The organism is Streptomyces sp. DvalAA-43 (assembly GCF_900091725.1).
Lineage (GTDB): Bacteria > Actinomycetota > Actinomycetes > Streptomycetales > Streptomycetaceae > Streptomyces > Streptomyces pulveraceus.
Genome location: NZ_FMBW01000077.1, coordinates 93361 through 114861, shown reverse-complemented (window position 1 = coordinate 114861; position 21501 = coordinate 93361). Strand labels below are relative to the sequence as shown.

Sequence of the window (21501 nt, the reverse complement as noted above, 5' to 3'; positions counted from 1 at the left end):
GGTCATCGGGATGCGTCAACTCCTGTTTTTTCAGAGCAGGTTGGGGAGAAGCCTGGTGGCGGCGCCGGCGACCGCGAGGCCGAGCGCGGTGAGCACGGGTACGGCGGTGATCCACGTCTGCCAGCTCCCCCAGACCCGGTGCAGCCAGACCGTGAGGAGCGCGGCGGCCAGCAGGGCCTGCGACCAGAGGAAGACCGCGAGCCAGGCTCCGCCCTCGCCGCTCTCCCCGCCGAGCGGCTCCTCGGCGGGGGCGATCCAGCCGAGGCGGAGGGGGCGGGGCGGGCTGGGCTGGACGGGGGTGGCGAGCTCGGCGTCGACGTAGAGCACGCCCGCGGGGGTGTACGGGCTGCCGGACGCGGTCACGAGGGTGAGCCGGCCGCGGTTCCCGGCGGGGGCCGGAAGCTTGTCGCCCGAGCGCCGGACCGCCGACACCGCGAACACGGCCCGGCCCTGACCGGTCGTCACCTCGATCCGCGTCCCGGCGGGGAGCTTCGACAGGCCGTTGAACGGGCTGCCGTACCCCCACTGGCGCCCCATGATCACGCTGGTGCCCGCCTGGCCGGGCATCGGGGTGTCGCGGCGGTGTCCGGGGCCGGACATCAGGATGCCGGAGGTGGTGCCCTCGCCGACGACCTCGCGCAGGCCGAGGGCGGGGATGCGCAGGAGGGCGACGGGCGCCCCCGGGGCGATCGGCTTGTCGTCGTAGGTGCGCTGGCCCACCGGGGCGGTGCCGAGCGCGAGTTGTCCGCGCAGTTCGGCGTAGCCGGTCCGCTGGTCGCGGGCGTGCTGGAGGTGGCCGACGACCGTGAGGGCGGCGGCGAAGCCGAGGAGGACGGCCGCGAGGACGCAGAGCGCCGCTCCGGCCAGGGCGAGACCCGGGCGGGCGGGGGGCCGGGGCGCGGCTCCGGGCCCCGGCGGGGGCGGCGCGATGGGTGGGGCGGGGGCCGCCGGTGGCGGCGGGGTCAGCACGGTCGTCACGTCGGGTGCGCTCCTCGTCGGGGCGGGTCGGGGGCGGAGGCCGGTACGGGAACGGGTCGGGCGGGGGCCGGTACCGGAGAGGGGCGGGCGGAGGCCCGTTCCGGCACGGGGCGGACAGGAGCCCGCACGGGGCGGGCGGGGGCCGGGGCCCCCGCCCCCGTGCGTCAGAACCGGAGCAGGCCCTTGCGGCGGGTGTGCAGCACGAGCGCGGTGCCGAGCCCGCAGAGCGCGAGCGCCGCCGTGCCGAGCGCGAGCGCGCTGGTGCCGGTCGAGGCGAGCGGGCCGGTGGCGGTGTCCGGGCCGCCGCCCGAGCCGCCGGTGGCCGAACCTCCGGTGGACGACCCCGAGGCCCCGCCGTCGTCCGCGCCCGCGGTGTCGCTCGGGCCCGGGTCGGGGCCCGGTGCGTCACCGATGGCGAAGAGGAACTCGACGCTGTGGCCGCCGGTCCCCGGCTCGGCGAGGGTGAGGGTGTACGAGCCGTCCTCGATGTCCGCCGGGACGGTGAACGCGTAGGCGGAGACGGTGCCTTCGGCGTCGGCGGTGGCGTCGGGGAAGACGGCCGCGCTGTCGGCGAGGGCGACCTTCACCTTGGCGCCCTTGGTGTAGCCGCGGGCGGTGATGAGGACCTTCTGCCCGGCGGTGAGCGTCGGGTTGGCCTCCAGCGCCTTGCCGTCCGCGTCGGTGACGTCGAGGTCGGCGGGCGTGTCCGGGCTGGGACTGCCGGTGTCGCCCGGGTCCGGGGAGGGCGAGGAGCCCGCCTCGGTGACGGTGTGGGCGACGGCGGCGGAGACGGATTCCGCGTAGGCGCCGGAGTCCGCCGGGACGAACCTCGCGGTGAGCGTGTGGGCGCCCTCGGCCAGCGTCTTCGTCCTCAGCCCGGCGGTCCCGGAGGCGACGTCGGCGCTGCCCAGCTCGGTGGTCCCGTCCAGGAAGGTGACCTTCCCGGCGGCGGCCGGGGGCGTGACGGCGGCCTTCAGCACGACCTCGGTCCCGGCGGGGGCGGTGGCCGGGGCGGCGGTGAGGGCGGTCGTGGTGGCGGCGGCCGCCTGAAGGGTCCAGGAGTCGCCGGTGACCTGGATCTTCGCGGGGAAGTACGTGCCGCCGATGTTGGCGGCGTCGCGGCACATGAGCCGGACGTCGTACGTACCGTCCAGGGACCCGCCGGGGATCCAGCTCCGCAGCAGGGATTCGAGGGACTTCCCGGCGGGGATGTCGGCGCCGAACGGCCCCTGGTCGAACGGGGCGCCGACGGTCGTCTTCCCCAGGGTGACCGTCCCACCGCCCGGCTTGGCCAGCACCAGGGAGACCTGCTGGGCGTTCTCGGCGGGGCAGGGGCCGTCGGTGGTGACACGGGGGAAGGTCGGGTTGTCGGCGGTCATCCCCGAGGCGACCGGGAACGTCAGGGTGCCCAGCGCGTCCTCGGCGCGGGCCGTCGGCGCGAGACCGAGGACCGCGGCCGCCGCGGCCAGCAGGAGCGAGCAGCAGAGCAGCAGCGCGGCGGGTGTTCTCGGTGGTGCGAGGTGTCTCATGGTGGTCGGTCCCCCCAATGGGATGCGGTGGTGGTGGGTACGCGTGGGGGCCGGGCACCCTGGGGGTGCCCGGCCGTCGCGCGGTTACGGGGTGGTGGTCAGCTCTCGCCCCGGAGGCCGGTGCTGCCGCAGTTGGCGATCGTGCCGAAGCCGTACGTGGCGATCACGGCGTTCTGCTTGCAGACCTTGGACGTGGCGCCGACGAAGGCGGCGGCGATCGTCGGGTCGGTCAGCTTGGCGGTCGGGACGACGTTGTAGACGTCGCGGTTGAAGGGGAAGGCGGTGTTGAGGGTGCCGTCCGCGTTCCGCGGCGCCACCCCGTTCACCGAACCGAGCACGGCCGCGCCGCGCCGGTCGACGACGTCGCCCGGCTCGTTGCTCTGCGCGATGTACTGCGCGACCGAGTACGGGGCGATGTCGCCCGCGCTGTCCAGCGCCTCGCCGTTGTGCTCCTGGACGGTGTCGTCGACGCAGGAGCCGAAGGTGGATTCGGTGAGGCCCAGCTGTCCCAGGAAGAAGGAGCGGGTGCCGGAGCCGGACTGGGGCAGCAGCGGGGTGAGCGCCACACCGTTGAGGGAGGTCGTCTGGCAGGTGTAGATGGAGACGAGCTGCGCCTTGGTGAGCGCCTTGGGCAGTGCGCTGTCGGAGCGGACGGCGAAGGTGACCGCGTCCTTGCCGAACGGGATCCAGGTCAGGTCGGTGGACGAGGTGTTCGCGACGCCGCGCGAGGAGCGCGCGAAGTCCAGACAGCCGGTGTTGTTGTCCACAGCGTTGCGCAGCGCGTCGATGCCGGCCGAGGAGCCGTTGGGCCGGGCGATCTGGCAGCCGGTGGCGCGGGTCTTGACCGTCGGGGTGCCGAGGGCGTTGTACGAGGCGATCAGCGTGCCGTTGTCGACGGCGGTGCCCAGGCCGTTCACGACGTCCTGGGTGGTGTCCGAGCCGACACCGGCGAGGACCCGGTAGCTGCCGGCGGCCGGGTCGGCCGTGGCGGGGGCCGCCATGGCGCCGAGGGCGAGGGCGGCGGTGCCGACGACGGCACCGATGCGTGCGCGGGACTTGACGTTCACTTCTGTTCTCCTCCGTGCATACGGATACGAGGAATGGAAGGAATGGACGCTCAAGCAGAATTCTGAATTCTTTTTTCACCGGCCCGTCGACCGGCCACCGATGACTTTTCCGTATCCGGTCATCGGCGGCCACCAACGGCGACGGTTGATCAGGTTACGAAATGCTTTACGAGGTGACACCTAAGGGCTGTTCCGCAGGCGCTCTTCCTGGCATCGAGAACTCAGCCGGTCCGGACGGATTTCCGTGCCGAAAGGCGGAGCAGAACGGGTCCGGAAAGTCCGGCGACGCCGCCCGCGAGCAGCACTCCGATCAGCACCCAGCGGACGATCCCGAGGACCGTGGCGGGGGTCGTGCCGCCGGAGTCGGCGACGTTCTGCTGCTTCGGGTCGCCGGGGCCCGCCCCGTGCGGCGGCGGGCCGCCCGTGCCGGAGTCCGCGCCGCCCCCGCCGGAGGCGCCCGTACCGCCACCGGCCCCGCCCGTACCGCCGCCCGCTCCTCCGGACCCGCCGCCGGACGCGCCGGAGCCGCCGGAGCCCCCCGGTCCGCCCGTGCCGGGGCTCCCCGGCGCGGCCTTCGGGTGCTGGAGCCGGTCCGCGGCGGCGAGCGCCCGGGTGCGCAGGGCGGCGGGCAGCGGCGCGTATCCCGGCGGGAGCTGTCCGGCGGCGGCCCCCGGGGTCTGGCCGGCCCCCGCCGCGTAGCGGATCAGCCCGGCGAAGTCCTTGCGCTCGGCCGCCGGGGTGCCGGTGTAGGCGCCCGCGTAGACGACGGAGGCCAGCGGATAGGCCCCTCCCCTGGCGCCGCCCGGGTTCGGGGCGAGCACGCCCGGAACGGCCGAGTCCTTCATGGCGGTGACTCCGGCGAGCAGCGCGGCGGGGGTGGGGGCGACGAAGTGACCGTCGGCGTTGCGCAGGGCCGCGGTCTGGAGTCCGTAGCGGGCCGCGGAGGCGGCGTCGACGATCGCGAGCACCATGCGCTGGCCGGCCAGCGGAGGCGTGTTGACCAGTTTGGCCGGTGCGCCGTTGCCCCCGGCGGCCGCGGTGGTGGTGGCTCCGTTGTTGCCCCGGCGGGTGCGCAGCGCGCCCTCGTGCATGTCCTGGACGTACGGGGCGATCTCGGTGGTGCCGTACTCCAGGGACTCCTCGCCGACGGTCACGGTGATGCGGGTCGGATCCGCCTTGGGGAAGTCGTTCATGCTCGTGTCGGTGTCCAGGTGCAGCTCCTGGAAGTACGGGTTGACCTTCGTGCCCCAGGGGTCGGGGGTACCGGCCAGGAATTCCCGTGCCTCATTGTCGGACCGCAGCCATTTCCACAGCATTTCGGTGGTGTCGGAACTCTCCAGCTGCACCATGATGCTCGACGGCGCCAGATAGGGAACCCAGTCCTTGAAGGCCGGATTGAGCTGCTTGAATTCTTCGTCGTGGAAGAGGCTGAGCGGATTTCCCTTGATGTGCTCGGGGGGTTCCTTGGCTCTGCTGACGACGTCCTTCTGGTACGACGAGGTGAGCATCTTGGCGAGCAGTCGCGGGGTGAGTCTCATCGAGGCGAGCTGTCCGGAGCCCGGCATCTCGACGAAGAAGCCGACCACCAGTCCGCTGACCGCCACCGGCGCGTGCACCGCGCTCCCGTCGTCCTCCTCCTCCGGCGGGAGCAGTGGGTCGACGGTGAAGCCGAGGTGCGGGGAGCCCGGGGTGGGCCTGGAGAGGATGTCCCGCGCGCCCTCCTCGCCGCTCTGGCTGAACGCGAACTTCGCGCTGCCCGCGCCCGCGCAGAGGGTCGACTGCCAGGAGCTGATCGCCTCGGTGACGAGTTCCGAGCCGGTCACCCGGCGCTCCGCCCGGTCGGCCGGGCAGGTGTTGCCGACCGGCTGGAAGTGCAGCGGCACCACGAGGCGCTGGGCCCAGTTGGTGCTGGTGAGGGGCGAGGTCTCCAGCCGGTGGTTCGAGCCGGTCCCGCCGTCCACGTCGTGCCCGCCGCGCGGTACGACGACGAGCCAGCAGGGGCGGGTCGCGGTCCGGCCGGACTTCTTCACCGGTTCGCCGCAGCCGAGCTGCGAGGCCTCCTGCCCGGACTGCAGCTGGAAGGTGAACTCGCCGGTGCCGTCCGCGTGCGTGACGGCGTAGGGCTCCTCGTTGGAGTCGATCGAGCTGAAGTAGGTCCAGTCCCGCGACCCGGTGGTCGCGGGTCCGCCGTCGGCGGGGCGGAACGGGACGTAGGACTCGCCGGAGCCGTTGCCCACGTACTCCTTCTCGGCGGGGTCGGCGGCCCCCACCCCGATCTGGCGCAGCGCGGTCCAGTTGCCGCCCTGCCCGCCGCTGCCCTGGGCGCCGAACTGGCACTGCTCGCGCGAGGGCCCCCGGGGGTCGTCGCCCCAGCACTGCATGATCTGGAGGTAGTCGTACGTGAAGCCGTCCTGCGTGGGCCGGCCGCCGGTCCAGGTGATCCGCACCCCCTGGCCCCGCAGCTGTTCGGTCTGGTGGACGGTGACCTTCAGCTCGGAGAAGTCGTCGTACGGGCCCTTGTGGCCGCTCACCGTCACCGCCGAGCCCGCCGCCGCCCGTGCGGCGGGCGTGGTGGCGGGCAGCGGCAGCAGGGCGGTCGCCAGGGCGGCGAGCAGGGCCCCGACGCCGGTGACGAGGCGTCGGCGGGCGGGCTGTCGGCGGGTGCGCTGTCGGTGGGTCATCGCGGCCCTTCCTTGCGGCGGTTGCGGGCGGTGAGCGCCCGTGCGGTGAGCGGTGGTCCGACGACCACGCCGACGAGCAGGACGGCGGAGAGCGCCATCAGTACGCCCCGCAGCCCCGGTGAGCCGCCCGCGGCGAGGGTGACCGGGTTGCCGACGACGGAGGCGTCGCCGCCGCCCGCCCCGGCCGAGGAGTCGATCGCCTCGCCGGTGCCGGGGTCGACGGCGCCCGAGGCCGCCCCGCCCGCCGTACCGCCGGACGCCCCGTCCGTACCGGCGGAGGATCCCGACGATCCCCCGGCCCCGGCGCCGCCGGTACCGCCCCCGGAAGCCGCGCCGCCGCCGGTACCGCCGCCGGTGGCCCCGCCGCCGGAACCGCCGCCGTTCGCACCGGGGTTCACCCGGGTCTGCTCCTTGGCGCCCGCCGTGCCGTCCGCGCACTGGGTGATGCCGCGCTTGTCGCAGGCCCTGGGGTACGGGGCGTTCCTGGCGAGGGTGTTGGAGCCGTCGGCGGAGAAGGTGGGGTTGTGGCAGCTCTTGATGTCGATGGAGGAGGCCGGTGCGCCGGGGATCCTGCGGACCTGGGTGAATCCGGCTTCGACCAGGTTCTTGGGCAGGGGCGAGTAGCCGAGCTCCTCGGCCTGCTGCTGGCCCTCGCAGAGGAAGTAGTTGGCGAAGGCGCCGAGCGTCCTGCCCTTGGCCTCGGTGAACGGCGACTCGGCCGCGGTGGGCACGATCATGTAGCTGTAGGAGGAGAGCGGGTAGGTGCGGCGGTCGGCCGAGCGGTAGACCCCGTCGAGGATCTGGGTGAGGTAGTCCTCGGAGTTCTTGTCCTCGTTGATCCGGGCCTTCAGCAGGGCCACGGCGACGCTGGAGGCGGTCGGTTCGACGTAGTAGCCGGAGGCGTTGAGCACCTTCGCCACCGGGAAGTGGGTCTTGATCGCGTACGAGTACTCGACGTAGGTGATCGCGCCTTCGGCGTGCCCCTGCTTGGTGTAGCCGGAGACGCCGAGCGAACCGGACTTGGCGATCGTCGAGGAGCCCGGCACGACCGGGAAGTACGAGGTCATCCCGCAGGGCGTGGAACGCCCGGCCCGACGGCAGTACGCGTCCCACAGCGCGCCGTGCTCCTTGGCCAGCCAGGTGGTCAGCTGGGCGGTCGTACCGGAGCCGTCGGAGCGTACGACGGGGATGATGCGGCGGGCCGGGAGCACCAGACCGGGGTTGTCGGCCCGGATCTCGGGGGCGTTCCACATCGTGAGCGTGCCGGTGAAGATCTTGGTGATGACCTCGCCGGAGAGCCGCAGGTTGGTGACCTTCTTGCCGCCGATCCGCAGGTTGTACATGAAGGCCGTGCCACCGGCCACGATCGGCATGTACGCGTATCCGCGCCTGGGCGGCGCGTCCCGCATCCCGGACTCGGTCAGTCCGTACGGGATCTCGGAGACGGCGAAGTCCGCCGTGCCGTTCTTGAACTGCTCACGGCCCACCGAGGAGCCGACCGGCGAGTAGTTGACCGTCATGCCGCTGTTGGCGGCGACATTGCGGCGCCACTGGTCGAGCGCGTTGGAGCTCCAGGTGGAGCCCCCGCCGCTGATCTTGGTGTACGAGGCGGCCTGGGCGGTCGTCGGGTGCAGGGCGAGCAGCGCGCACACCAGTGCCGCCACCGCCATGGTCAGTCGGGAGACGGTTGCCGGTCTCACTGGTCACTCACTCCTCGTATCCATGGGTGTGTCCCGGGGCGCGGGCCGCCCGGACCGGGCGGCGAACCGTTCGGCGTCGCGCCGTGACGCCTCGACCCGGCGGTGCTCCTGGCGCCTGGTCAGCTGCCCGGGTCCCCGGCCGCCGATGACGCGGGCGACGACGAACAGCACGAGCACCAGCGCCATCAGGACGGCCGCCGTGCCGAAGCCGCGGGCGATCATCGTGGGCTCGGGCGACTTGACGAACTCGAAGGTGGCGAGCGGCAGCGAGACCTGCGGCCCCGACAGCGGATCGCCGTTGATCTCGGCGGTGAATCCGGCGGTGAGCAGCACGGGCGAGGTCTCGCCGATCCCGCGCGCGGTGCCGAGGATCACGGAGGTGGTCAGCCCGGAGCGGGCGGTCGGCAGCACCACGTGCCAGACGGTGCGCCAGCGCGAGGTGCCCAGCGCGTACGAGGCCTCCCGCAGCGTCCCCGGCACCAGCCGGATCACCACGTCGGCCGCCCGGATGATGATCGGCAGCATCATCACGGCGAGCGCGAGGGACGCGGCGAGACCGGACCGGTCGAAGCCGAGGGCGAGGATCACCGTCGCGTAGATGAACAGACCGGCGACGATCGACGGCAGCGCGGTCATCGCCTCGACGACGGTCCGTACGAACCGGGCGAAGCGGCCCGGCACCTCGTTGAGGAAGACCGCGCAGACCATTCCGGTGGGGACGGTCAGGGCGAGCGCGACGGTGATCTGCTCCAGCGTGCCGACGATCGCGTGCAGGATCCCGCCGGCCGAGAGCGGGTCCAGGGGCCCCGCCTCCGCCATGTCCTGGGTGAAGAAGTTCAGGTGCGGCAGCGCCTTGCGGCCCTCCCACAGCGTGAAGACGACGACGAAGCCGAGCGCGACGACCATGACCAGGCCGAGGCTCTGCACCACGACGGCGGCCAGCCGGTCCCGTACCGCGGGACCGTTCTCGTCGAACGAGACCAGCAGCCCGTACAGGCCGAGGAACAGCCCGTACGCGACGACCAGGAAGCCGATGGTCCCGCTGAGCGGCAGCAGCCGGGCGAACAGCAGCCAGGTGAGCGACAGGGCGGCGGCCGCGGCGCCGAGCAGCGCGTACACGTCGGTGGCGCGCAGCAGGCTCACCGACCGCCGCCGCTCCCCCACGGACACGGACGCGGCCCGCTCCGCGGTGGTGGCGGGCCTCTCGGGTGCGATGGTCATCTGTGGGGTCCCCTCACTCACTCGCCGCGCCGGACCGGCTGCGGGCGACGATCGACGACGCCGCGAAGTTGACGACGAGCGTCATCAGGAAGAGCGCGAGGCCCGCGGCCATCAGCGCCGACATGCCGAATTCGCTGGCCTCGCCGTAGCGCAGGGCGATCAGCGCGGCGACCGAGCTGGCCCCGCTCTGCACCACGTGCCACTGGATCTCGAAGACCGGCGAGATGATCAGGTAGACCCCGATGGTCTCGCCCAGCGCCCGGCCCAGGCCGAGCATGGTGCCGCCGATCATGCCGCCCTTGCCGAACGGCAGGACGACGCTGCGGATCATGCCCCAGCGGGTGGCCCCCAGCGCGTACGCGCCCTCGCGCTCGCCGACCGGCGCCTGCGAGAACACCTCCCGCATCACCGAGCAGGCGATCGGCGCGACCATCAGCGCCACGACGACCCCCGCGACCAGCGTGGAGGAGGTGTACACGCTCTCCGGTGCGAGCGGGTCGGACGGATCGGCGCCGTCCACCCGGAAGACCGGGATCCAGCCCAGGTAGGTCGCGATCCACCGGGCGGTGGGGAGGATCTTCCCCTCGAAGAAGAACAGCCCCCACAGCCCGTAGACGACCGACGGCACGGCCGCCATCAGGTCGACGACGCTGATCAGCGTGCGGCGCAGCCGGGGCGGCGCGTACTCGGAGATGTACAGCGCCCCGCCGACCGCCAGCGGTACGGCGACGGCGACGGCCACCAGCGCGATGAGCACCGTCCCGACCAGCACGGCGGCGATCCCGAAGCGGCCGGCGTCCGGCTCCCAGGCCTCGGTCGTCAGGAACGACCAGCCCGCCCGGGACAGCGCCTCCCAGGCCCGGTAGAGCAGGAATCCGCCGACCAGCAGCATCACCGCGAGCACCAGCCCGCCGCCGCCGCGGGCCACGCCCCTGAACACGCGGTCGGGCAGCCCCGGGTCCGCGTACAGCCGCCGCGGCACGTCCTGCGCCGCGGTCCCCCTCGTATCTCTCGTCACGCGGTCGACGCTGCTGCCGCGTCATGGACGCGCACGCTCCGAGATGTGAATGAGGTGTGCCCTAAAGGCAACTTCCGGTGACGCCCTCCATCGCGGCGAGCAGCCCGCGGAACCGTTCGTAGGCGGCCCGGCAGGTCGAATGGCGCTCGTAGGCCCGCGCCGAGACGACCGTGGCCCGTCCGTCCCGGTCCCTGAGCAGCCACATCCAGCCGTTGCCGCCGGGCGTGTGCTGCACCCCGCCCGTCAGGCCCTGCTGTCCCGCGCACAACTCCTCGAAGGCGGCCCGGCATGCGCCGTGCTCGCCGTACGAGAGCGCGGAGACCGCGACCACGCGTCCGTTCTGCGCGATCATCCGCCAGCCGTAGCCGCCGTCGGTCCCGATGTCTATCCGGCAGCGCGCACCCATGGCGTCCGCTCTGCCGGAACCGCCGTCGTCCGTCATCTCGCCCCACCCCCCGCCGCCCGCTTCGGAAGTCGGGCGGCACGCGCAATGTATGGAGACGGGCGGGACCACCGGGACCCGAAACAGGCACAACGGTCGGCTTTCACCCGGAAGTTGCCCCTCGTGCGCCCGGCATACACGGGGGCGTTCCGCCCGGCGCCGCGGCTGTATTCTGCGGCGACTCGAACCCCTGCTCGAACCCTTACCGATGAGAGGCCGTGCATGCGCACTGGCAGAACCGGCACCGTGGCCGCCCTCGCGGGAACGCTCGCTCTCGCGGCGTTCACCGCACCGGCCGCGGAAGCCGCCGACACCGGGATCACGGTGTCGAAGATGGTCGTGAACTCGGGCAAGCCCATCGTCGTGGGCACCACCGAGAAGAAACACCCGAGTGTCAGGTTCCACGTCAGCTGGTCCGCGGGCCACTCCCTGTCCGACGTGGACGCCAATCCGTACCTGTACCACGGCACCACGGCGCGCAAGGGCGCCGACCACGGCGGCATCTACCTGGGCAGCATGACCTGCTACGAGGACGGCTCGCGCGCCGCCGACTGCACGGGCGACCTGTACATCGAGCCGCGCTACACCCTGGACTCGAACAACGACGCCACGACCTGGAAGGTCGGCGCGGCCGCACGCATCTGGGGCGCGAACGGCCAGCCGAAGAGCGAGGACTACCTGCCCGCCCTCGCCACGGCGCAGGTCAAGCGCGCGGCGCGGGCGACCGTCAACGCCTCGCCCGAGCCGGTGACCAAGGGGAAGACGCTCACCGTGACCGGGCGGCTCACCCGCGCCGACTGGGTGAAGCACTCCTACGCCGGCTACGGCGGCAAGGCCGCCAAGCTCCAGTTCCGCAAGGCGGGCAGCAGCACCTACACCACGGTCAAGATCGTCAAGGCGGACTCCACGGGCAGCCTGAGGACCACGGTCAAGGCGGCCTCGGACGGCTACTGGCGCTGGACCTTCGGCGAGACGTCCACGACCGGCGGCGCGACCGCGGCGGGCGACTACGTCGACGTCAAGTAGCCCCCGGAGCATCAGGAACATCCGGAACATGCCGAAGCCCGCACCGGCAAACACGGTGCGGGCTTCGGGCTTCGGGCTTCGGGCTTCGGGCTTCGGGCTTCGGGCTTCACCGGATCAGGCCCTCGTACGGGCCTTCCCTGACCGTACGAGCCGTCCCCGACCCTACGGGCCTTCCGACCCGCCCTCAGAGCCTCTCGGGTGGCCCCCGCCCGGCCTCAGCCGGTCGCGAACAGCACGACGAGCAGCACCGCGCCCACCACCGCCGGTGCGATCACCTCGTACGCCCAGCGCACCGAGACGGACGACTCCGTGGACCCCGCGGCGGCGCCCGCACCGCCCGTCCTCGCCCGCTCCGCCAGCTCGCGCAGATCGGCCAGGGTCTGGTCGGCCGACGCCGTCCGGGCCCGGGTGTCGCGCACATCGGCCTGCACGGACGTGCGGTCGTAGGGGTCGTCCAGCGACCGCCGGGACTGCTGCCGGGCCGCCTTCTTGCGCTGCCGCAGCGAGACCGGCACCGCCCACAGCTGGTACTTGGCGCCGCCCTCGGTGAACAGCTCGCTCGAATACCCGGCCCGCAGGTCCGCGACCTCGGTCCACGGCATGGTGATCGTCCGGAACGGGTTGCGGATCCGGATGCGCCGGTCACCGGCGGACACGACGGGCCGCAGCGTGAACGCGACGACCAGCGGCACCGAGGTCAGCATCCCCGCCAGCGCCAGCCACGGCACCCGGCCGTGCCCGCGGATCGCGGCGTCCCCGCCGATCCAGAAGATGAGCAGAAGCAGCAGGACGCCCCCGACGATCCCGGCGGGCGAGCGGAAGGTCCGGTCGGCGTAGACCGGCTCGGCGGGTGGTGTGGGGCTCGTCATGGGCCCGATTCTGCCTGACGGGGGCGAGGGCCTGCCCGGCGGACCGGGGCCGGTCGCGGAGAAGCGGTCCCCCTGTACAGGTCGCTACGCGCGTAGATATGCTCCTCTGGTGACCATGCCCACCACAGCTCCTGCATTCTCCGACGCGACCGCGTCCGACAGTGCGCTGCGCCGCTTCCTGCACGGGCTGCCCGGCGTCGACGCCGTCGGCCTCGAAGCGCGCGCCGCGTCCCTCGGCACCCGTTCGATCAAGACGACGGCCAAGGCCTACGCCATCGACCTGGCCATCTCGATGATCGACCTGACGACGCTGGAAGGCGCGGACACCCCGGGCAAGGTCCGGGCCCTCGCCGCCAAGGCCGTCCATCCCGATCCGACCGACCGCACGACCCCGCGCACCGCGGCGGTCTGCGTCTACCCCGACATGGCGGCGACCGCCGTCGCCGCGCTGGCCGGCTCCGGTGTGAAGGTGGCCTCCGTGGCGACGGCCTTCCCCGCCGGCCGCGCCGCGCTCGACGTGAAGCTCGCGGACGTCCGCGACGCCGTGGCCGCCGGGGCGGACGAGATCGACATGGTGATCGACCGGGGCGCCTTCCTCTCCGGCCGCTATCTGAAGGTGTACGAGGAGATCCTCGCCGTGAAGGCGGAGTGCGCGCGGGCCGACGGCCCCGACGCCCGCCTCAAGGTGATCTTCGAGACGGGCGAGCTGTCCACGTACGACAACATCCGCCGCGCCTCCTGGCTCGGCATGCTGGCGGGCGCCGACTTCATCAAGACGTCGACCGGCAAGGTCGCCACGAACGCCACTCCCGCGAACACCCTGCTGATGCTGGAGGCCGTGCGCGACTTCCGCGCGCAGACCGGCGTGCAGATCGGTGTGAAGCCGGCCGGCGGCATCCGTACGTCCAAGGACGCGGTCAAGTTCCTGGTGCTGGTGAACGAGACCGCGGGCGAGGACTGGCTGGACAACCACTGGTTCCGCTTCGGCGCCTCCAGCCTGCTGAACGACCTGCTGATGCAGCGCCAGAAGCTCAGCACCGGCCGTTACTCCGGCCCCGATTACGTGACGGTGGACTGATCCCCATGGCATCTGCATTCGAGTACGCCCCCGCCCCCGAGTCGCGCTCGGTCGTCGACATCGCGCCCTCGTACGGGCTGTTCATCGACGGCGAGTTCACCGAGGCGGCCGACGGCAAGGTCTTCAAGACCGTCTCGCCGAGCACCGAGGAGGTGCTCTCCGAGGTCGCGCAGGCCGGTGCGGCCGACGTCGACCGGGCCGTGAAGGCGGCCCGCAAGGCGTTCGAGAAGTGGTCGGCGCTGCCCGGCTCCGAGCGCGCCAAGTACCTCTTCCGGATCGCCCGGATCATCCAGGAGCGCAGCCGCGAGCTCGCCGTCCTCGAAACCCTCGACAACGGCAAGCCGATCAGGGAGACCCGCGACGCGGACCTCCCCCTGGTCGCGGCGCACTTCTTCTACTACGCGGGCTGGGCCGACAAGCTCGACCACGCCGGTTACGGCGCGAACCCGCGCCCGCTCGGCGTCGCGGGCCAGGTCATCCCGTGGAACTTCCCGCTGCTCATGCTCGCGTGGAAGATCGCCCCGGCGCTCGCCACCGGCAACACCGTGGTCCTCAAGCCCGCCGAGACGACCCCGCTCTCCGCGCTGTTCTTCGCGGACATCTGCCGCCAGGCGGGCCTGCCCAAGGGTGTCGTGAACATCCTTCCCGGCTACGGGGACGCGGGCGCCGCCCTCGTCGCGCACGAGGACGTCAACAAGGTCGCGTTCACCGGCTCGACCGCGGTCGGCAAGGCCATCGCCCGCCAGGTCGCCGGTACGGACAAGAGGGTGACGCTCGAACTGGGCGGCAAGGGCGCCAACATCGTCTTCGACGACGCCCCGATCGACCAGGCCGTCGAGGGCATCGTCACCGGCATCTTCTTCAACCAGGGCCAGGTCTGCTGCGCGGGCTCGCGGCTCCTGGTCCAGGAGTCGGTCCAGGACGAGCTGCTGGACTCCCTGAAGCGCCGGCTCTCCACACTCCGGCTCGGCGACCCGCTGGACAAGAACACCGACATCGGCGCGATCAACTCCGCGGAGCAGCTCGCCCGGATCACCGCGCTCGCCGAGACGGGCGAGGCGGAGGGCGCCGAACGCTGGTCCGCCCCGTGCGACCTCCCCTCCTCCGGCTACTGGTTCGCCCCGACGCTGTTCACCAACGTCACCCAGGCGCACACCATCGCCCGCGACGAGATCTTCGGCCCGGTGCTGTCGGTGCTGTCCTTCCGCACGCCCGACGAGGCGGTCGCCAAGGCCAACAACAGCCAGTACGGCCTCTCGGCCGGCATCTGGACGGAGAAGGGCTCCCGCATCCTCGCGGTGGCGAACAAGCTCCGGGCGGGCGTCGTCTGGGCCAACACGTTCAACAAGTTCGACCCGACCTCGCCCTTCGGCGGCTACAAGGAGTCGGGCTTCGGCCGCGAAGGCGGCCGTCACGGCCTGGAGGCGTACCTCGATGTCCGATAACCGTCTGAGCGTCTTCAAGACCTACAAGCTGTACGTCGGGGGCAAGTTCCCCCGCTCCGAGAGCGGCCGGGTGTACGAGGTGACGGCGAAGAAATCAGCCACCGGCGAGGCGGGCACGGGCAAGTGGCTGGCGAACGCGCCCCAGTCCTCCCGCAAGGACGCGCGCGACGCGGTCGTGGCCGCCCGCAAGGCGTTCGGCGGCTGGTCGGGCGCGACGGCGTACAACCGCGGCCAGGTCCTCTACCGCGTCGCGGAGATGCTGGAGGGCCGCAAGGAGCAGTTCGTACGGGAAGTGGCGGACGCGGAGGGCCTGTCGAAGTCCAAGGCGGCGGCCGTCGTGGACGCGGCGATCGACCGCTGGGTCTGGTACGCGGGCTGGACCGACAAGATCGGCCAGGTCGTGGGCGGGGCGAACCCGGTCGCGGGCCCGTTCTTCAACCTGTCCACCCCCGAGCCGACCGGTGTGGTCACGGTCCTGGCCCCCCAGGAGTCGTCGTTCCTGGGCCTGGTCTCGGTGATCGCCCCGGTGATCGCGACCGGCAACACGGCGGTCGTCGTCGCCTCGGCGGACTCCCCGCTCCCGGCCCTGTCCCTGGGCGAGGTGCTGGCCACCTCCGACCTGCCGGGCGGCGTGGTGAACATCCTGTCCGGCAACACCGCGGAGATCGCGGCGCCGCTCGCCTCCCACCAGGACGTGAACGCGATCGACCTCACGGGCGCCGACGCCGCGTTGGCGAAGGAGCTGGAGATCGCGGCGGCGGACAACCTGAAGCGGGTCGTCCGCCCACAGCCTGTGGACGGCGGGTCCGTCGACTGGACGGCCGACCCGGGCACCCACCGCCTGACGGCCTTCCTGGAGACCAAGACGGTCTGGCATCCGACGGGCGCCCTGGGCGCCTCGGGCTCCTCGTACTGACCGTCACCGGCCCTGCGCACAAGGGCGGCCCGTTCCCCCGGAACCGGAACTCCGGGGGGACGGGACGCTTCCGGTTCAGCCGCCGTGCAGCGCCGTCACCAGCGACCCGACCAGCGGCAGGTCCTTCAGCGCACCGCCACTGGTCAGCGGGTCGGTGACGGCGGCCGTCGAGATCGGCTTGAAGTCGGCGATCTGCGTCCCGACCGCGTTGTTCAGCGGGTCCGTGCCCGTGCCGGCCAGCGGGTCGAGCCGCAGGTGGGTCACCGGGGCGACAGCGCCCCGGAGCGAGTGACCGAGCGCCCCGGTCACCGCGCCCCCGGCGGCCTCACCGGCCGCGCCGAGGCCGCTGTCGGCGCCCACGACCGGCACGTGGGGCAGCGGCGCCGCCTGGGCCGCCGCACCCCCCGCACCGAGCGCGGCACCCACCGCGGTGACGGTCAGCCCTGCCCTGAGCAGGGCGCGGCGCCGGGACCTGGAGAATGCGTGACGTGCCATGGAGTTCCCGCCTGATCGAGACCGTTGAGTAATCATCTGGGTGCGTAGAGTAGTTGAGGTGTGATGCTCGATACCAACACAGGCACCGGGGGATCCCCTGCGCGGGTCAATGCCTCACACTCGTGTTCTGTGAATTCCCAATCGATCCCGACCCGCGTGGTACTGCTCGCGGGCCCTTCCGGCTCCGGCAAGTCCTCCCTGGCCGCCCGCACCGACCTCCCGGTGCTGCGCCTGGACGACTTCTACAAGGAGGGCGACGACCCCACGCTGCCGCTCGTTCCCGGCAGTACGGACATCGACTGGGACTCCGCACAGTCCTGGGACGCCGACGGCGCGGTCGCCGCGATCACGGAGCTGTGCCGCACGGGCCGCACCCACGTACCGGTCTACGACATCTCCACCAGCTCCCGGGTCGACCGGGAGGCCCTGCACATCGAGCGCACCCCGCTGTTCGTGGCCGAGGGGATCTTCGCGGCGGACATAGTCGAGCGCTGCCAGGAGCTGGGCGTACTGGCGGACGCGCTCTGTCTGCGCGGCCGTCCGACGACGACGTTCCGCCGCAGGCTGCTGCGGGATCTGCGCGAGGGACGCAAGTCGGTGCCCTTCCTGCTGCGCCGCGGATGGCGGCTGATGCGCGCGGAACGGCGCATCGTGGCACGGCAGACGGCACTGGGCGCGTACCCGTGCGGCAAGGAGGAGGCCCTGGGCCGACTGGCCGCGGCGGCGGCCGGACGGTGCCGACGGGCGCCGGTGGGGACGCCGGTTCCGGAGTAGGGGCAGGGCCGCGGGGCGCGGGCGAGGTGTCCCGCCGGCCCCGCCCCGAGAAAGCGGGAACAGCGGCTGGACGCGTCTTGCGCCCAACCTGGTCCGGCCACGCATCGCGCCCGGCGCACACAGGAACGTGAGCAGCGCCGGGTCCTCGGACACTCCTCGCATCACCTGGACCAGATCTTCGCGTTCACCGCGAGATGCGAACCGTTGACGTCGGCGAAGCAGCCATCGGTGGCAGGCTTTTCCCGCACGACGGCCACCAGGGCGACGCCCCAGGCAAAGGCACACGCCAACGGGGCCGGACAGGACCCCCCGGCCCATCCGACCCCGCAGCACTTCCCCCGTACTCCGCCGCCTCCCCCGAAGCAGCGGCCCCGTGTCCCCCTCGTTCCCCCGTGTTCCCCCTCGCCTCAGGCCACCAGCTCGCCGAAGGACTCCTCCTCGTCACGGCCGAAGCTGAGGACCTCGTCCTCGCGCAGCCGGCGGAGCGACCGCCAGATGCTGGACTTCACCGTGCCGACACTGATGTCGAGGATGGCCGCGATCTCCGGATCGGTGCGGCCCTCGTAGTAACGCAGGACCAGCATCGTGCGCTGGAGTTCCGGCAGCCGTGCCAGCGCCTGCCAGAGCACGGCGCGCAGTTCCGTGCCGCGCATCGCGTCCGTGTCGCCCGCCGTCTCCGGCAGCTCCTCGGTCGGGTACTCGTTGAGCTTGCGCCTGCGCCAGGCGCTGATGTGCAGGTTCGTCATGGTGCGGCGCAGATAGCCGCCGACCGCCGCCTTGTCGCTGATCCGGTCCCATGCCCGGTACGTCGAGAAGAGGGCGCTCTGCAGCAGGTCCTCGGCCTCGAACCGGTCGCCGGTCAGGTGATAGGCGGTCGCGTACAGGGAGGCGCGGCGCTCCTGGACGTAGGCCGTGAACGCCGCTTCGGCGTCCTCGCCCTGCGCCGGGACCTTCCGCTCCCCCGTGCCCTCCCCGTACGCACGGCCCCCGTTGTTCCCCCCGTTGCCCCCCACAGGCGCGTCGACCACCGTCATGTACGACGTGTGCTGACGCCCGGCGCCACGAACGCACCCTCGCCCTCCCCCGAGGTCTCGGCTGCGCTCGACCAGGGAGGTGCCCCCTCCGGCGCCGGACTTCTCGGTGCCCCGGCCGACGTCGTGGAGACGCGTGACAACTGCGCTTGCGGTGATGCTGTGAGTTGCGTTCATCTCGCGCCCCCCATCGGTGGAGTCCGTCCGTTCCTTGTGCCAATGAGCTTGCCGGGGCAGTTTCATGACGCTGTCCGCCGACTGTCACAGCCCTGTCACAGGGCCCGCCGTCCCCGTGTCCGAGCGTCGCCGAACGCATGAGTCGGCCCCAACTGTCGAACTGGGGCTCTGCCATGGGTCAGAATGACCAGCGTGCCTTTCCTGTTGCTGATCGAGGACGACGACGCCATCCGCACGGCCCTCGAACTCTCGCTGTCGCGCCAGGGCCACCGTGTGGCCACTGCGGCGACGGGAGAGGACGGCCTGAAACTGCTGCGCGAGCAGCGGCCGGACCTGATCGTGCTGGATGTGATGCTGCCCGGGATCGACGGTTTCGAGGTGTGCCGGCGTATCCGGCGCACCGACCAGCTGCCGATCATTCTGCTGACCGCCCGTAGCGACGACATCGACGTCGTGGTCGGGCTGGAATCCGGTGCCGACGACTATGTGGTGAAACCCGTACAGGGCCGGGTGCTCGACGCCCGTATCCGCGCGGTGCTGCGCCGCGGCGAACGCGAATCGACCGACTCCGCGTCCTTCGGGAACGTGGTGATCGACCGCTCCGCGATGACCGTGACCAAGAACGGGGAGGATCTGCAGCTCACGCCGACCGAGCTGCGCCTCCTGCTGGAGCTGAGCCGTCGGCCGGGCCAGGCCCTGTCGCGGCAGCAGTTGCTGCGGCTGGTCTGGGAGCACGACTACCTCGGTGACTCCCGGCTGGTCGACGCGTGTGTGCAGCGGCTGCGGGCCAAGGTGGAGGACGTGCCGTCCTCGCCGACGCTGATCCGTACCGTCCGGGGTGTGGGCTACCGACTGGACTCGCCTCAGTGAGCGATGTCGTCAAACGGAGCCTGCGCGCCGGGCTTCGCTGGACCAGTCTGCGGCTGCGTCTCGTCGTGGTGTTCGCCCTGGTGGCGCTGACCGCCGCGGTCTCCGCGTCGGGGATCGCGTACTGGCTGAACCGCGAGGCCGTGCTGACCCGTACCCAGGACTCCGCGCTCGGGGACTTCCGCCAGGAGATGCAGGGCCGGGCGGCCTCGCTGCCGCTCCATCCGACCAGGGACGATCTCCAGAACGCCGCCGTACAGATGGCGAACAGCTCGCCCGGCTACAGCGTGCTGCTGGTCGACGAGCGCGACACCGGCAAGCCGATCGTCGGCAACTCCGACCTGGACACCTTCACGCTCGACAACGTGCCGGCGGCGCTCCAGAAGGCGGTCAACAAGCAGCAGCGGGTGGAGGCGGGCAACAAGTACGAGTACCACCTGTTCTGGCAGCGGACCAGCATCCGCGGCACGCCGTACCTGGTGGGCGGTACGAAGATCATCGGCGGTGGCCCGACCGGCTACATGCTGAAGTCGCTCGACCAGGAACGGCAGGATCTCAACTCCCTCGCCTGGTCCCTGGGGATCGCCACCGGACTCGCCCTGATCGGTTCGGCGCTGCTCGCACAGGCCGCGGCGACAACCGTGCTGCGACCCGTGCAGCGGCTCGGCGACGCCGCCCGCAAGCTCGGCGAGGGCAAGCTCGACACCCGCCTCACGGTGTCCGGCACGGACGAGCTGGCCGATCTCTCCCGTACGTTCAACAGGACCGCGAGCGCGCTGGAGAAGCGGGTCGCGGACATGAGCGCGCGGGACGAGGCGAGCCGCCGGTTCGTCGCCGACATGTCGCACGAGCTGCGTACCCCGCTCACCGCGCTGACCGCGGTCACCGAGGTGCTGGAGGACGAGGCGGACAGCCTCGACCCGATGATCGCGCCCGCGGTACGCCTGGTGGTGAGCGAGACCCGGCGCCTCAACGACCTGGTGGAGAACCTGATGGAGGTCACCCGCTTCGACGCGGGTACGGCCCGGCTCGTCCTCGACACCGTCGACGTCGCCGACCAGGTCACCGCCTGTATCGACGCCCGTGCCTGGCTGGACGCGGTGGATCTGGACGCCGAGCGCGGCATGATGGTCCGCCTGGACCCGCGCCGCCTCGATGTGATCCTGGCGAATCTCATCGGCAACGCGCTCAAGCACGGCGGTTCGCCGGTGCGGGTCGCGGTGCGGACCGAGGGCGACGAACTCGTCATCGAGGTCCGCGACCACGGCCCCGGCATCCCCGAGGACGTCCTGCCCCACGTCTTCGACCGGTTCTACAAGGCCAGCGCCTCGCGCCCGCGTTCCGAGGGCAGCGGTCTCGGCCTGTCGATCGCCATGGAGAACGCGCACATCCACGGCGGTGACATCACGGCCGCGAACTCGCCGGACGGCGACGGCGCGGTGTTCGTGCTGCGGCTGCCGCGCGATGCCGAGCAGCTCACCCGTTCCGCCGGTGGGCACGGTGCCGGGGACCGGGACGAGGAGGACGACGCCACGTGAGGAACAGCGTGAAGGGCAGCGTGAGGGGCAGCGGCAACCGCCGGGCGCGCCGTTCGGCCCTGGCCCTGGTCGCGGCCGTGGCCGGGGCCGTGCTGGCCGCGGGCTGCGGCATCAGGTCGACCTCGGTGCCGGTGGACGCCGGGGCCGCGCCGTCCCGGGTGCCGTGCACGATGTCGGCGCAGGACGTCACGACACAGGCCGCCAAGGGCGTGCCCGTACAGATCTATCTGGTCTGTTCCTCGCAGCTGGTCACGGTGGACCGTACGGTGCACATCGACCGGACCGGTGCGGACCGGCTCCAGGTGGCACAGGTGCTCCTGGACGAGCTGCGCCAGAAACCGCCCGCCACCGAACGGCGGGCCGGGTACTCCACCGCCGTCCCGCAGAACCTCCGGGTCGGCGGGCCCCGCAGCGGCGACCGGCAGGGCACCCTGCGGCTCAGCGAACAGCCGGAGGACCTCCGGTCCGAGGCCCTGGCGCAGATCGTGTGCACCTACGCGGAGAGCGACGCCCTCGCACCGGAGGGCACGGTGGTCCTGGGCGGGCCCGGGAACTACGCGCCGCGCGGATATCTGTGCACCTCGGAGATGAAGACGAGACCCAAGGCTGCCTCGGCAGTGGGGACGGGCGCGGGGGCCTGAGGACCGGG

19 protein-coding genes are annotated in these 21501 nt (G+C 72.2%); 8 read left to right on the top strand and 11 right to left on the bottom strand.

Going from position 1 to position 21501, the window contains the following annotated elements:
* Positions 1 to 30: 30 nt before the first annotated feature.
* The 8 genes from GA0115234_RS33190 to GA0115234_RS33155 form a co-directional block, all read right to left on the bottom strand.
* On the bottom strand, positions 31 to 978 hold the full coding sequence (locus GA0115234_RS33190; protein ID WP_107405828.1) for a sortase: 948 nt from the start codon (positions 976 to 978) through the stop codon (positions 31 to 33).
* 164 nt (positions 979 to 1142) lie between these two features.
* Positions 1143 to 2507, bottom strand: coding sequence for an Ig-like domain-containing protein (locus tag GA0115234_RS42600; RefSeq protein WP_093549140.1), 1365 nt, complete (start codon positions 2505 to 2507; stop codon positions 1143 to 1145).
* Between the two features lie 98 nt (positions 2508 to 2605).
* On the bottom strand, positions 2606 to 3574 hold the full coding sequence (locus tag GA0115234_RS33180) for a substrate-binding domain-containing protein (protein ID WP_202554419.1): 969 nt from the start codon (positions 3572 to 3574) through the stop codon (positions 2606 to 2608).
* A 221-nt stretch (positions 3575 to 3795) separates the two neighbouring features.
* Positions 3796 to 6255, bottom strand: coding sequence for a hypothetical protein (locus GA0115234_RS41600; RefSeq protein ID WP_107405827.1), 2460 nt, complete (start codon positions 6253 to 6255; stop codon positions 3796 to 3798).
* Positions 6252 to 7955, bottom strand: coding sequence for a phosphate ABC transporter substrate-binding protein PstS (gene pstS, locus GA0115234_RS33170; RefSeq protein WP_202554418.1), 1704 nt, complete (start codon positions 7953 to 7955; stop codon positions 6252 to 6254). Before pstS ends, GA0115234_RS41600 begins: the two co-directional genes overlap by 4 nt.
* 3 nt (positions 7956 to 7958) lie before the next feature.
* Positions 7959 to 9176, bottom strand: a complete 1218-nt coding sequence (gene pstA, locus GA0115234_RS33165) for a phosphate ABC transporter permease PstA (RefSeq protein WP_093549136.1) — start codon at positions 9174 to 9176, stop codon at positions 7959 to 7961.
* A gap of 13 nt (positions 9177 to 9189) precedes the next feature.
* Positions 9190 to 10194: a phosphate ABC transporter permease subunit PstC gene (pstC, locus tag GA0115234_RS33160; RefSeq protein WP_093549134.1), complete on the bottom strand. Its 1005-nt coding sequence runs from the start codon at positions 10192 to 10194 to the stop codon at positions 9190 to 9192.
* 61 nt (positions 10195 to 10255) lie between these two features.
* Positions 10256 to 10636 carry a hypothetical protein gene (locus tag GA0115234_RS33155; RefSeq protein ID WP_093549132.1) on the bottom strand — a complete coding sequence of 127 codons (381 nt, stop codon included), beginning with the start codon at positions 10634 to 10636 and terminating at the stop codon, positions 10256 to 10258.
* 222 nt (positions 10637 to 10858) lie between these two features.
* Here GA0115234_RS33155 and GA0115234_RS33150 point away from each other — a divergent pair, with 222 nt between their 5' ends.
* Positions 10859 to 11662, top strand: a complete 804-nt coding sequence (locus GA0115234_RS33150; protein ID WP_176729340.1) for a hypothetical protein — start codon at positions 10859 to 10861, stop codon at positions 11660 to 11662.
* Positions 11663 to 11877: 215 nt separating this feature from the next.
* Here GA0115234_RS33150 and GA0115234_RS33145 read toward each other — a convergent pair whose 3' ends face one another.
* Positions 11878 to 12531 (bottom strand): PH domain-containing protein, encoded by a 654-nt coding sequence (locus GA0115234_RS33145; RefSeq protein WP_093549130.1) that lies wholly within the window; start codon positions 12529 to 12531, stop codon positions 11878 to 11880.
* 115 nt (positions 12532 to 12646) lie between these two features.
* On the opposite strand from GA0115234_RS33145, the gene deoC reads away from it, so the two are divergent.
* From deoC to GA0115234_RS33130, 3 genes are read left to right on the top strand one after another with little or no spacing between them, the layout of a single operon-like run.
* Positions 12647 to 13609 carry a deoxyribose-phosphate aldolase gene (deoC, locus tag GA0115234_RS33140; RefSeq protein ID WP_093549128.1) on the top strand — a complete coding sequence of 321 codons (963 nt, stop codon included), beginning with the start codon at positions 12647 to 12649 and terminating at the stop codon, positions 13607 to 13609.
* Between the two features lie 5 nt (positions 13610 to 13614).
* Complete coding sequence (locus GA0115234_RS33135; protein ID WP_093549126.1) at positions 13615 to 15054, top strand: aldehyde dehydrogenase family protein; 1440 nt, start codon at positions 13615 to 13617, stop codon at positions 15052 to 15054.
* Positions 15044 to 15970, top strand: coding sequence for an aldehyde dehydrogenase family protein (locus GA0115234_RS33130; RefSeq protein WP_093549124.1), 927 nt, complete (start codon positions 15044 to 15046; stop codon positions 15968 to 15970). Before GA0115234_RS33135 ends, GA0115234_RS33130 begins: the two co-directional genes overlap by 11 nt.
* Before the next feature lie 75 nt (positions 15971 to 16045).
* On the opposite strand, the gene GA0115234_RS33125 is transcribed toward GA0115234_RS33130, so the two are convergent.
* Positions 16046 to 16465 (bottom strand): hypothetical protein, encoded by a 420-nt coding sequence (locus GA0115234_RS33125; RefSeq protein ID WP_093549122.1) that lies wholly within the window; start codon positions 16463 to 16465, stop codon positions 16046 to 16048.
* Between the two features lie 63 nt (positions 16466 to 16528).
* Between GA0115234_RS33125 and GA0115234_RS33120 the strand changes: the two genes are divergently transcribed.
* The gene (locus GA0115234_RS33120; protein WP_093549120.1) at positions 16529 to 17239 is read left to right on the top strand and encodes a uridine kinase family protein; all 711 of its coding nucleotides are present in this window, start codon (positions 16529 to 16531) and stop codon (positions 17237 to 17239) included.
* Positions 17240 to 17646: 407 nt separating this feature from the next.
* On the opposite strand, the gene GA0115234_RS33115 is transcribed toward GA0115234_RS33120, so the two are convergent.
* Positions 17647 to 18447 carry a SigE family RNA polymerase sigma factor gene (locus tag GA0115234_RS33115; RefSeq protein WP_093549118.1) on the bottom strand — a complete coding sequence of 267 codons (801 nt, stop codon included), beginning with the start codon at positions 18445 to 18447 and terminating at the stop codon, positions 17647 to 17649.
* Positions 18448 to 18639: 192 nt separating this feature from the next.
* Between GA0115234_RS33115 and afsQ1 the strand changes: the two genes are divergently transcribed.
* Genes afsQ1 through GA0115234_RS33100 form a run of 3 tightly spaced genes read left to right on the top strand, consistent with a single transcriptional unit; the run spans position 18640 to position 21493 of the window.
* The gene (gene afsQ1, locus GA0115234_RS33110; RefSeq protein WP_176729344.1) at positions 18640 to 19317 is read left to right on the top strand and encodes a two-component system response regulator AfsQ1; all 678 of its coding nucleotides are present in this window, start codon (positions 18640 to 18642) and stop codon (positions 19315 to 19317) included.
* Positions 19314 to 20852, top strand: a complete 1539-nt coding sequence (locus GA0115234_RS33105) for a sensor histidine kinase (protein ID WP_093549116.1) — start codon at positions 19314 to 19316, stop codon at positions 20850 to 20852. The genes afsQ1 and GA0115234_RS33105 overlap by 4 nt, the downstream gene beginning before the upstream one ends.
* Positions 20849 to 21493 carry a hypothetical protein gene (locus GA0115234_RS33100; protein WP_370804641.1) on the top strand — a complete coding sequence of 215 codons (645 nt, stop codon included), beginning with the start codon at positions 20849 to 20851 and terminating at the stop codon, positions 21491 to 21493. The genes GA0115234_RS33105 and GA0115234_RS33100 overlap by 4 nt, the downstream gene beginning before the upstream one ends.
* The last annotated feature ends 8 nt before the right edge of the window (positions 21494 to 21501 follow it).

Bases quoted from the DNA above. Each gene is read 5' to 3' on its own strand.
- GA0115234_RS42600 (WP_093549140.1), bottom strand. From the start codon at position 2,507: ATGAGACACCTCGCACCACCGAGAACACCCGCCGCGCTGCTGCTCTGC.
- GA0115234_RS41600 (WP_107405827.1), bottom strand. From the start codon at position 6,255: ATGACCCACCGACAGCGCACCCGCCGACAGCCCGCCCGCCGACGCCTC.
- pstA (WP_093549136.1), bottom strand. From the start codon at position 9,176: ATGACCATCGCACCCGAGAGGCCCGCCACCACCGCGGAGCGGGCCGCG.
- GA0115234_RS33155 (WP_093549132.1), bottom strand. From the start codon at position 10,636: ATGACGGACGACGGCGGTTCCGGCAGAGCGGACGCCATGGGTGCGCGC.
- GA0115234_RS33150 (WP_176729340.1), top strand. From the start codon at position 10,859: ATGCGCACTGGCAGAACCGGCACCGTGGCCGCCCTCGCGGGAACGCTC.
- GA0115234_RS33145 (WP_093549130.1), bottom strand. From the start codon at position 12,531: ATGACGAGCCCCACACCACCCGCCGAGCCGGTCTACGCCGACCGGACC.
- deoC (WP_093549128.1), top strand. From the start codon at position 12,647: ATGCCCACCACAGCTCCTGCATTCTCCGACGCGACCGCGTCCGACAGT.
- GA0115234_RS33135 (WP_093549126.1), top strand. From the start codon at position 13,615: ATGGCATCTGCATTCGAGTACGCCCCCGCCCCCGAGTCGCGCTCGGTC.
- GA0115234_RS33130 (WP_093549124.1), top strand. From the start codon at position 15,044: ATGTCCGATAACCGTCTGAGCGTCTTCAAGACCTACAAGCTGTACGTC.
- GA0115234_RS33125 (WP_093549122.1), bottom strand. From the start codon at position 16,465: ATGGCACGTCACGCATTCTCCAGGTCCCGGCGCCGCGCCCTGCTCAGG.
- GA0115234_RS33120 (WP_093549120.1), top strand. From the start codon at position 16,529: ATGCTCGATACCAACACAGGCACCGGGGGATCCCCTGCGCGGGTCAAT.
- GA0115234_RS33115 (WP_093549118.1), bottom strand. From the start codon at position 18,447: ATGAACGCAACTCACAGCATCACCGCAAGCGCAGTTGTCACGCGTCTC.